This is a genomic window from Actinomadura livida, assembly GCF_014648675.1.
Taxonomy (GTDB): Bacteria; Actinomycetota; Actinomycetes; order Streptosporangiales; family Streptosporangiaceae; genus Spirillospora; species Spirillospora livida.
This window is the reverse complement of sequence record NZ_BMRO01000001.1, coordinates 750256-760768: the sequence shown is the minus strand read 5'-3', so window position 1 is coordinate 760768 and position 10513 is coordinate 750256. Positions and strand designations below refer to the sequence as shown.

The window sequence follows — 10513 nt, the reverse complement described above, 5'->3', positions numbered from 1 at the left end:
CTGCTGCGTGACGGGCGACTGTTCACCCCCACCCAGCCGGTCACGCAGGCGGCTTGACATCCTCATTGAGACTCCTTAGGAGGGACTGCTCAGGAACGCATGAACGCCGCGATCGCGTGGCCGAGCCGTTCTCCGGCGTCCTCCTGGAGGAAATGCCCGGCGCCCTCGATCGTAGGGTGCTCGATGCCCTGCGCACCTGGAATCAGCTGCTTGAACAGCGGTGCCATCGCGCCGGTGATGGGGTCCTGGTCGCTGAAGGCCACGAGGAACGGCTTGTCCCACGCGCGCAGGACGTCCCAGGCGTCGCGGTTGGGCTGCGCCTCGGGGTCGTCGGGGTCGGCCGGGACGAGGCCGGGCATGGCGCGCGGGCCCGCCTTGAACGACTCGTCGGGGAACGGCGCGTCGTAGGCGGCGCGGACGTCGTCGGGGAGCGTGGTGCGGCACCCGGATGCCACGCTGCGCGCGACGTCGAACTCGGGGGCGGTGCGGACCGACTGCCGGAACTTCAGCCACGTCTCCGGCATCGGGAAGTCGCCCGTGGGGAGCCCGGTGTTGGCCGTGACGATCCTCGCGAACCGTTCCGGATGGGCGGTCACCAGGCGCAGTCCGATGAGGCCGCCCCAGTCCTGCCCGACGAGGGTCACGTCCTTGAGGTCGAGGGCGTCGAACACGAGGGAGCGCGTCCACTCGATGTGGCGGGCGTAGGTGTGGTCGCTGATCTCGGCGGGCTTGTCCGACCGGCCGAACCCCACCAGGTCGGGCGCGACCACCCGCAGCCCTGCGTCCGCCAGGACGGGTATGACGTGCCGGTAGAGGAAGGACCAGCTCGGCTCACCGTGCAGGCACAGGACCACCGGGCCGTCGGACGGCCCTGTCTCCACATAGGCCATGCGCAGCGTGCCGTCGCCGCCCGGTGCGGGCACCTCGGCGTAGCGCGGCACGTACGGGAAGTCGGGAAGGTCGCTGAAGCGCTCATCGGGCGTGCGCAGGATCCGCATGCCGCCCATCATGCCGAACATCGTTCGGCCGGGACGAAAACTCCAGGTCCCGGGTCGGAGGCGCGCACCGGCCCCCACCCGGGCGAGTCATGGGGAGTCAACGAACCGGGCGCGGGGAGTCCCGTTCCGGGCGGTCCTGCGCTTTACTCGCTTCTGATGGCTTTGTTCGGCAGGTCGCGCTCCCGCCCGGCGAAGGACGCCGCGGCGCGGGATCTTTTCGAGCGCCTCCGGTGGAGGTACTTCCAGATCACCCCGGGCGTCCGGTTCCTCGGCGGGGTGCTGCTGACCGCGCTCGCGGTGACGGTCGCGGTGGTGCTGGACGGCCCGATCCTCTTCGCCGCCGCCGGGAGCGTGCTCGCCGTCATCGTCGTCCACCTGACGCTGCGGTCGCCGACGGCGATGGCGGTCGCCGCGGTGCTCGCGTCCTGGGCGGCGCTGTCGGTGCCGTTGGGCGGCCTCTATCCGGACGAGGCGCGCCCGCCCTACCTGGAGCCCGCGCTGCTCTTGGCGGTGCTCGCCCTCCCGGTGGCGGTGGCCGCGTTCCGCCTGCGCGGATACACGCCGTGGCGGACCGCGCTGCTCGCCCTGGGCGCCGCCGGGCTGGTGACGGCGGCCGTCGCCCAGCTGATGCCGGAGGCGAGCGTGGCGCCCGGCTGGGGCGCGGCCCTCGCCGTCCTCGCCTACCGCTGGGATCAGGCGCGGCGCGCGGTGCCCGCGGAGGCGTACGAGACCGGCTGGGTCCAGGAGCAGGCCGGTCCGCGCGGGGACGCCGCGGCCGGGCCGCGCAGGAGCCCGTCCGGCGCCGACAAGCGCTCCCGGCCCGACCGGACCGAGAAGGCGGACCGGGGGAGCCGCTTCGGCAGGCCCGACCGGCGCGGCGGCGAGGACGACGCGTCCGCGCCGCCGGCCGCGCCCGCGATGCCCGAGCAGCGGGCACCCGAACCGCGCGTCGGCGAACAGCGCGCCGCGGCGCAGGCAGTCGGCGCGGCCGCCGCCGAGCGTGCCGCGCCGCCCGAGCCCCGGAGGGAGCAGGTGCCGGAGATCTCCGTGGCCGAGGCGCTCGCCGAGCTGGAGGGCATGATCGGGCTGGAGCCGGTCAAGCGGCAGGTCCGCTCCATCGCCGCGTCCATCGAGGCCGCGCACATGCGCGCGGCCGCCGGGGTGCCGACGGAGAAGCCGATGCGGCATTTCGTGTTCGTCGGGCCGTCCGGAACGGGCAAGACGACCGTGGCGCGCGTCCTCGCCAAGATCTTCTACGCGTTCGGGCTGCTCCCCGAGCGGACGGTGGTCGAGGCGCACCGCGCCGACCTCGTCGGCGAGTTCCTCGGCGCCACGGCCATCAAGACCAACCGGCTCGTCGACTCCGCCCTGGGCGGGATGCTGTTCATCGACGAGGCGTACAGCCTGGCCAACTCCGGCGAAGGGCAGCCGGACCGGTTCGGTGACGAGGCCGTGCAGACGCTGCTCAAGCGCGCCGAGGACGACCGCGACAACCTGGTCATCATCCTCGCGGGCTACGACGCGCAGATGGCCGAGTTCCTCGACTCCAACCCCGGCCTCGCCTCGCGGTTCGGGACGCGCGTGCATTTCCCGTCGTACCGTCCGTCGGAGCTGCTGCGGATCGCCGACTACCACACCGGGCTCCGGGAGGACCGCCTCGATCCGGAGGCGCGGCGGCGGCTCGCCGCGCGCTTCGAGGAGATCGAACGGCGCGGCATCGTGGACGAACTCGGCAACGGGCGGTTCGTCCGGACGCTGACCGAGGCCGCCGCCCGCGCCCGGGACGTGCGGGTGGTCGGCGCCGTCGCCGCGTCCGGCGGGCCCGCCGAACCCAGCGCCGACGACCTGGTCACCCTGCGCGCCGAGGACGTGGAGGCCGCGTTCGCCGAGGTCACCGAGCGGTACCGGGGGTACGCCGAGACGCCGACGCTGGACGAGGCCCTCGGCTCCCTCGACGCGATGATCGGGCTGGAACCGGTGAAGCGGCAGGTCCGCGAGATCGCCGCGCAGCTTCAGGTCGCCCGCATGAGGGAGGAGCAGGGCCTGGTCACCCGCCCGCCGACCCGCCACTTCGTGTTCACCGGGCCGCCCGGCACCGGCAAGACCACCGTCGCGCGCGTGCTCGGCCGCATCTTCGCCGCGTCTGGGCTCCTCGCCCGTCCCGAGGTGGTCGAGGCACAGCGCGCCGACCTCGTCGGTGAGCATCTGGGTGCGACGGCCTTGAAGACGAACAAGGTGGTCGATTCGGCGCTCGGCGGCGTCCTGTTCATCGACGAGGCGTACTCGCTGAGCAATTCCGGCTACTCCGGAGGGGACGCGTTCGGTGCGGAGGCGGTGCAGACCCTGCTCAAGCGGGCCGAGGACGACCGGGATCGCCTCGTCGTCGTCCTCGCCGGCTATGAGGCCGACATGGGCCGCTTCCTGTCATCGAACCCTGGGCTCGCCTCCAGGTTCGACGTGCGCGTCGACTTCCCGTCCTACGGGCCGGACGAACTCCTCCGCATCGCCCAGCTGATCGCCGAGGAAGGCGGCGACCAATGGGAGGAGCGCGCCCTGGACGACCTCGCCCTGGTCTTCCAGCGCGTCTGCGGCGCCGGCCTGATCGACGAGCTGGGCAACGGCCGCTTCGCCCGCTCCGTGTACGAGAAGGCGAGCGCGTGCCGGGCGCTGCGGGCCGCGCAGCTCGGCGACGCCGCCACCGCCGCCGACCTCACGCTCCTGACGACCGACGACGTCCGCGACGCGTTCGCCGACCTCGCCCACCGCCTGGCGTGAGGGGCGCTCCGTCGGCGGCATGAGCTGTAATCGGACCATGACATCGGTGACGTGGGCGCAGGTGCTCGCCTGGCGGATGCGGCGGCAGTTCGTCGAACGGCCCGCCGACGAGCCGGCGGAGGAGGTGGCGCGGCGCCTCGCCGGAGTGCAGGCGCAGGTCGCGTCGGCGGCGGAACTCGCCGTCGCGGTGCGGCAGGCGCGCCCACGGCAGGCCCAGGCGGGCCGGGCCGATGTGGGCCGCGCCCTGTTCGATGACCGAAGCCTCGTCAAGACGTGGACGATGCGCGGGACGCTGCATCTCATGCCCGCCGATGAGGTCGCCGCCTACCTCGTGCTGTGCGGAGCCGCGCGCCACTGGGAGAAGCCCAGCTGGCAGAAGACGTTCGGGGCCACGCCCGCCGACCTGGAGGCGATCGCCGGCGCGGCGACGGAGGCTCTCGCGGGCGGCGCGGCGCTCACCCGTGAGGAGCTGACCGCGGCCGTCGTCGAACGGACCGGCTCGCGGCACCTCGCGGAGGTCCTCGGTTCCGGATGGGGCACGCTCCTCAAGCCGCTGGCCTGGTGGGGCGTCCTCTGCCACGGGCCTGCGCAGGGCACGCGCGTGACGTTCACCGCCCCTGAGCGCTGGCTGCCCGGCTGGACGGGCCTGCCAGCGGTGGAGGACGCCGCCAGGACGGTGATACGGGCGTTCCTGGGCGCGCACGGGCCCGCGACCCCCGACATGTTCGACAACTGGCTGATGCGCAAGCTCAATCGCAAGAAGGACGTCAGGGCCTGGTTCGGCGCCGCCGAGGACGACCTCGCCACCATTGAGGTGGACGGTGTCGAGATGTACGTCCTGCGGGAGCACCGTGACGAACTCATGGCCACCGAGCCCAGCACGTCCGTCCGGTTGCTGGGTGCGTTCGACCAGTACGTCCTTGGGGCCGGAACGTCCGCGACTTACCTGGTGCCCGCGGAACGTCGCAAAGAGGTGAGCCGCGCCGCGGGCTGGATCTCACCGGTCGTCCTGTACGAGGGCCGTGTGGCGGGTGTGTGGGAGGCCAAGGACGGTGACGTGGTCGTGAAGCCGTTCGAGGACATCCCCGTTGCTCAGCTCAAGGACGAGACAGACCGCCTCAGGGCGCTGCTGGACTCCAAGGGGTAGCCCACGGCGGTCCCGGGGCGTTGACCTCCGGAGCGTTCATCTAAGGTGCCGTTCGTGGATGAGCGAGACGAGCGAGATGAGCCGGTCGAGTTCGGGCAGAAGCGGTACAGGCCCCCGGAAGGCGCCGCCGAGATCCTGCTGATCAGGCACGGCTCCTCCGAGGCCGCCCGTGTCGACCGGCCGTTCCCGCTCGTGGACGGCCACGGCGACCCCGACCTCGCGCCAGAGGGACGTGAACAGGCCGAGCGGGTCTGTGAACGGCTCGCCGACGAAAACCTCGACGCCCTCTACGTGACGCCCCTGCGTCGTACGTCGCAGACTGCGGCGCCCCTGGCGCGCCGACTCGGGATGGAACCGCTCGTCGAGCCTGGCCTGCGCGAGGTGTACCTGGGCGAATGGGAAGGCGGGCTGTTCCGCAAGATGGTCGCCGAGAACACCCCGGTGGTGCAGCGGATGTTCACCGAGGAGCGCTGGGACGTCATCCCAGGGGCGGAGAACGACGAAGCGTTCGCGCGACGCGTCGCCGAGAGCCTCGCGCGGCTCGCCACGGCGCACGCGGGCGGCCGGATCGCGGTGTTCACCCACGGGGGCGTCATCGCGCAGGCGCTCGCCGCCGCGACCGGATCGAGGCCGTTCGCGTTCCTGGCACCGGACAACGCGTCGATCTCCCGGCTGGTGAGCCTCGGCGGGCTGTCGTCCGTCCGCGGGTTCAACGACATCTCCCACCTGGACTGGTCCGCTCCCGAACCCCTGACCTAGACGCGGAAGCGGAGACGCTGGCCGGGGCGCAGCTGCGCCGCGTCCGCGATGGCCGACGACGCGAGTACGGCGACGACGGGGTAGCCACCCGTCGTCGGGTGGTCCGCCAGGAAGATGATGGGCAGCCCGCTGGGCGGAACCTGGAGCGCACCGGTGACCATGCCCTCGCTGCCGAGTTCGCCGTCGCGCGCGCGTACGAGAGGCGGACCCTCCAGCCGCACGCCCACGCGGTTGCTCTCAGGGGACACCTCGTAGAGCGTGGAGGTGAGCGTGGCCATCGCCTCGTCGGTGAACCAGTCGTCCCGTGGACCCGGCCTGATGTGCAGGACCGGGGTCTCCGGCATGTGGGGTGCGGGCGCCACGTCCACGGTGATGTCGTCCAGCCCCTTGGTGGGGCCGACCGGGAGTCGGTCACCGGGCGACAGGGGTGCGGGGCCGAGCCCGGACAGTAGGTCGCAGGAACGACTCCCCAAGACCTCCTCGACCACGACGCCGCCGCGGACGGCGAGATAGCTGCGAAGCCCCGACGGCGGCGTGCCGAACTCGACCAGCGCACCGTCCGGGACATGGGCGGGGGCATGTGTGCCTTGCGCGGAGCCGTTGATGCGGAGCGGTGCCGGTGCTCCGGTGACCGCGATCCAGGCGTGCCGGTGGAACCGCAGTGCCGCACCGCCGAGGGTGAGCTCGACCGCCGCCGCGCCCTCGGGATTGCCCACGAGCCGGTTGGCCAGCCGGAACGCGCGCCCGTCGGCCGCGCCGGAGCACGGGACGCCCAGATGCGCCCGGCCGGGCCGCCCGAGATCCTGGACGGTCGCCAGCGGCCCCGGCCGGACCACCTCGATCACGGCGACTCCCGGGGAACGAACCGGACGCGCATGCCCGGCCGGAGCAGCGACGGCGGGTCCCGCGTCACGTCCCAGAGCCGCAGCTCGCTGCGGCCCAGCAGCCGCCAGCCGCCCGGTGAGGCGGACGGGTAGACGGCCGCGTACCGGTCCGCGATCGCCACCGACCCGGCCGGCACGGACGTGCGGGGCGACGCGCGCCGCGCCACCCGCAGCGCCGGGTCCAGGCCCGTCAGGTAGCCGAAGCCGGGGGAGAAGCCGAGGTAGGCGACCGTGTACGTCGCGGCGCGGTGCCGGCGGACGACCTCGCCGCGGGACAGCCCGGTGAGGTCGGCGACCTCGTCCAGGTCCGCCCCGTCGTAGGTCACCGGGATCTCCACCGGCTCCGCGTCGCCCCCGGCGTCGTCCGGCAGCCGCAGCCGCGTGAGCCGTTCCGCGAGACGGCCGAGGTCGGCGGCCGGTTCGGCGACCACCAGGACGGTGCGCTCCCCTGGGACGACGTCCACGACGCCGGGCAGCGGCTCGTCGCGGAGGGCCGCGTTCAGCCGGTGCGCGGTCGCGAGGTCCGCGGCCTCCACGAGCAGGGCCGCGTCCCCGGCCCGTACGACCTTCACGCGAACGGCTCCAGCATGACCCCGGCGTCGGACAGCGCCGACCGGACGGCGCGGGCGAGAACCGCCGCCCCCGGAGTGTCGCCGTGCACGCAGATCGAACGCGCCTTCAGCGCGACCTTGGCGCCGTCCACCGCCACGACGGTTCCGTCCACGGCCATCTGGACGGCCCGGCTGACCACCGTCCCCTCGTCGTGGATGACGGCCCCCGGCTCCCTGCGGGACAAGAGCGTGCCGGTCGGCGTGTAGGCCCGATCGGCGAAGCACTCGCTGACGACGGTGAGCCCCTCGGCGACGTCGTGCACGGCTGAACCGGGAAGCGTCAGCAGCGGCAGCGACGGATCGTACGTCCGTATGGCGTCCACGACCGCCTGCGCCTGCACGGGATCACGGGCGACCCGGTTGTAGAGGGCCCCGTGCGGCTTGACGTAGGCCACACGCCCGCCCTCCGCGCGCGCTATGCCGTCCAGCGCGGCGAGCTGGTAGAGGATCTCGGCGGTCAGCTCCGGGGCGGCCACGTCCATCTCGCGGCGTCCGAACCCGGCCAGATCCCGATACGACACCTGAGCGCCGATGGTCACCCCGCGCTCGACGGCGGCGGCGCACACCCGCCGCATGATCAGCGGGTCGCCCGCGTGGAAGCCGCACGCCACGTTCGCGCTCGTGAGCACGTCCAGCAGCGCTATGTCGTCACCCAGCTCCCAAATGCCGAACCCTTCACCGAGGTCAGCATTGATGTCGATGACCGCCATGCTTAAGACCTATCACCGAACGAGCCGGTTCAACCCGCCACGGCGCCCTAGACGGTCTCCTCGTGCACGTCCTCGACCTCGTTCATGGACGCCCACGCCTGGTACACGCCACGGTCGAACAGTTCCAGCCCGAGCCGTTCCGCCACCGGCGCCTTGCCGCCGCTGTACTCCACGCGCAACCAGCCGTCGTGCTCGCCCAGCACCACGAAAGGCTCACCGCGCCAGGTGCAGTGCGTCGTGACGTAGTGGAGGTGGTCCACGTCCGACAGCGGCACCACGTGGATGAAGCGGGTGGAGGTGACCTGCTTGAAGCCGCCGGTGTGCCGCGACGCGTACAGCCGCACCCGGTCACCGTCCGGGCTCGCCTCGTACTCGGTGCCGCGCCAGCGCGCGTAGAAGCCGTGCCGGATGCTCACGCCCGCCCTCCCGGTCCGCCTGGCAGCTTCACCAGCCAGCGGCGCAGGTCGGCGTCGTACCCGGCCACCAGCCGCTCCTTGCCGTCCGCGGCGATGCGGTACAGCTCGGCGCCGTGCGGCAGCCGCTGGCTCTCGATCTTGAACTCGGGGATGGCGGGGCCGTCGCCGGGGGCGTACCCCGACCCGGGGAACGGCGCCTTCTCGATCACCCATCCGCCGGGGATGATCCCCATGCTCCACTCGTCGATCCCGCCGAGCGGCCGCCGGAACAGCGGCGGCTTCACCGCCGGCCACCGGATCACGTGGATCTCCTCGCTCATGGGCGTGAAAGGGGAGCCCTCGTAGATGAGCCCGAGGGCGCGGATCAAGGCGCCGGGCGTGGTCAGGTCCCGGACGTCGTGGAACCGGTGCACGTATCCGGCGACGAGGTCGTAGCCGCCCTCCAGGTAGTGCGGGGCATGCTCTGGCCGCACCACCTTCTGCATCACCACGACCTTGGGCACGCCCTCGGTTTGCGCCTGGCCCCTCTGGGCCGGCCCCGTGGCCTCGGTCGGACGCTGTCGTTGCGGGGCGGGCGCCTCCCGCGTGTCGCCGGCGTCTCTTCTGCGTTCACGTCCGGCGACGGGGATGTCCTGGATGCGCGTCCGCTGCCCGTGCCCTGGTCCGGCCGGTGCTCCCGGCACGTCCGCTGTGACGCTTCGCTGAGGAACGCCGGGCGCGGCGTCGGGTCTGTTCTGCGTCGGGGTGGGTGCCGTCTGGGCCGCCGCAGGCTTGTCCTGGCGGGGGGCTGCGGGCACGTCCGGCGGGGCAGGGCGGCTCGGTGCGGTGGCCCTCGGCGGCGCGACGGGGGCCGCGTGCGGGGTGGGGACCGTCTCCGCGGCCTCGCGCCGGCCGGCGGGCATGACGGGCAGGCCGTGCGGGTCGACCGGCGTCTCGCGCGCCGCCCTCGACGCGGCACTCGAGGCACCGCTCGACGCACCGCTCGCCGTCGCGCGCGGCGGGCCGCTCGGAGATGCGCCGCGTCCGTGGACCGGCATGCCGCGCGGGTCGTCGGCGGTCTCCCGGGCGGGAGGCGCCGGGCGGGCGGGGGCCTGCTGGGCGGCGGGCGCCTCGGGCCGCCGCTGCGGGGGAGGTGGCGCCGTGACGTCGCCCGGCGGGCGTGTGGGCGCCGGTGCGGTCGCGGGAACGCCGGACGGTGCCCGGGGCTCGGTGCGCGGCGGTGCTGGGCTCTGCGGAGCTCTGGGCGCCGCCGGAGCGGCGGAGCCGTCGCGGGCGGGCTTGACGCCGCGCGTCCGGGTGCGGGTCGACGCGCCCGCGACGTGCACGTCGGTCGGCGCCGGCGGCTTCGGCGCGGCGGGCTTGCGCGGCTCCTCCGGCTCGAACAGCGCGTTGGCGTCCAGGTAGGAGGCGCTGGGGAGGCCGGGGTTGACCGCGAGCTGCCACTCCGGATGCGGCCAGCGGCGGGACAGCTCCGACAGGGACGCCTGCCGGTGGTGGACCGCCTGGCCCTGCAGGGACCGGTCCATCGCCTCGGGCGAGGTGAACGCCAGCACGAACGTGCCGTCACCGAACTGCGCGGTCGCGAACTGGTGCTCGGCGCCCCCGGGATCGCCGGGGGCGGGCAGGTACAGGACCGCGCGCGCGAGGAGCTCCAGGTAGCCGCGCTGGTCGCCGCGCTCGCGCGCCTCCGTGAGGGCGGTCTCCAGCGAGGAGCCGGACGGCCGGCGGGCGCGCCCGGACGCCTGGCGCTTCCCGGACTCCGGGACGGCGAGCGGGATCCCGAGGCCGGGCAGCGCCAGCGGACCGCCCTCCGGACCTGACCTGCTCGCCTGGTAGACGAGTTCCAGCGGCGACTCGATGCCGTACACGTCCCGGAACGCGCCGACCATCAGCCCGGCGAGGAGCGCGCACGCCTCCAGGTGCTCCGCCGCGGCCCGGCCGCCGCGGTCGCGCCAGGTGAACTGGTGCCACCAGTTCTTGCGCTCCTCCTCGTCCGGCGGTTCCCAGCCGAGCGACTTGAGCCGCCGCTCCTGCCGGGGGGCCAGCGGCCGGGGCAGGAACGCGCTGCTGACCGCTTCCGCGTCGAGCACGCCTTCCGCCCTCATCGCCTGTGCGTAGGGCAGCCCGCTGGGGCCCTGCACGATGAGGAACGACGTGACCGGCAGCCGGGAGAGCTCCAGCGTCAGCCGTTTGGCGAAGTCGTTCCAGTCCAC

Annotated in this window: 9 protein-coding genes; 3 read left to right on the top strand and 6 right to left on the bottom strand. The window is 73.6% G+C overall.

Going from position 1 to position 10513, the window contains the following annotated elements; translation table 11 throughout:
* Positions 1–89 precede the first annotated feature (89 nt).
* Positions 90–998 (bottom strand): haloalkane dehalogenase, encoded by a 909-nt coding sequence (locus IEZ03_RS03335; RefSeq protein WP_184882245.1) that lies wholly within the window; start codon positions 996–998, stop codon positions 90–92.
* A 156-nt stretch (positions 999–1154) separates the two neighbouring features.
* Here IEZ03_RS03335 and IEZ03_RS03330 point away from each other — a divergent pair, with 156 nt between their 5' ends.
* Genes IEZ03_RS03330 through IEZ03_RS03320 form a run of 3 tightly spaced genes read left to right on the top strand, consistent with a single transcriptional unit; the run spans position 1155 to position 5679 of the window.
* The gene (locus IEZ03_RS03330; protein ID WP_184882247.1) at positions 1155–3773 is read left to right on the top strand and encodes an AAA family ATPase; all 2619 of its coding nucleotides are present in this window, start codon (positions 1155–1157) and stop codon (positions 3771–3773) included.
* Positions 3774–3810: 37 nt separating this feature from the next.
* Positions 3811–4920, top strand: coding sequence for a winged helix DNA-binding domain-containing protein (locus tag IEZ03_RS03325; protein ID WP_184882249.1), 1110 nt, complete (start codon positions 3811–3813; stop codon positions 4918–4920).
* Between the two features lie 54 nt (positions 4921–4974).
* Positions 4975–5679, top strand: a complete 705-nt coding sequence (locus IEZ03_RS03320) for a histidine phosphatase family protein (RefSeq protein WP_184882251.1) — start codon at positions 4975–4977, stop codon at positions 5677–5679.
* Here IEZ03_RS03320 and IEZ03_RS03315 read toward each other — a convergent pair.
* Genes IEZ03_RS03315 through IEZ03_RS03295 form a run of 5 tightly spaced genes read right to left on the bottom strand, consistent with a single transcriptional unit; the run spans position 5676 to position 10513 of the window.
* Positions 5676–6524: a 5-oxoprolinase subunit C family protein gene (locus IEZ03_RS03315; protein ID WP_184882253.1), complete on the bottom strand. Its 849-nt coding sequence runs from the start codon at positions 6522–6524 to the stop codon at positions 5676–5678. The two genes, IEZ03_RS03320 and IEZ03_RS03315, sit on opposite strands and share 4 nt — an antisense overlap.
* On the bottom strand, positions 6521–7135 hold the full coding sequence (pxpB, locus tag IEZ03_RS03310; protein ID WP_184882261.1) for a 5-oxoprolinase subunit PxpB: 615 nt from the start codon (positions 7133–7135) through the stop codon (positions 6521–6523). The genes IEZ03_RS03315 and pxpB overlap by 4 nt, the downstream gene beginning before the upstream one ends.
* Positions 7132–7884 carry a LamB/YcsF family protein gene (locus IEZ03_RS03305; protein WP_184882263.1) on the bottom strand — a complete coding sequence of 251 codons (753 nt, stop codon included), beginning with the start codon at positions 7882–7884 and terminating at the stop codon, positions 7132–7134. The genes pxpB and IEZ03_RS03305 overlap by 4 nt, the downstream gene beginning before the upstream one ends.
* 47 nt (positions 7885–7931) lie before the next feature.
* On the bottom strand, positions 7932–8300 hold the full coding sequence (locus tag IEZ03_RS03300) for a UCP033725 family protein (RefSeq protein WP_308427944.1): 369 nt from the start codon (positions 8298–8300) through the stop codon (positions 7932–7934).
* A complete protein-coding gene (locus tag IEZ03_RS03295) occupies positions 8297–10513 on the bottom strand; it encodes a TY-Chap domain-containing protein (RefSeq protein WP_184882265.1) in 2217 nt (738 codons plus the stop codon). Before IEZ03_RS03295 ends, IEZ03_RS03300 begins: the two co-directional genes overlap by 4 nt.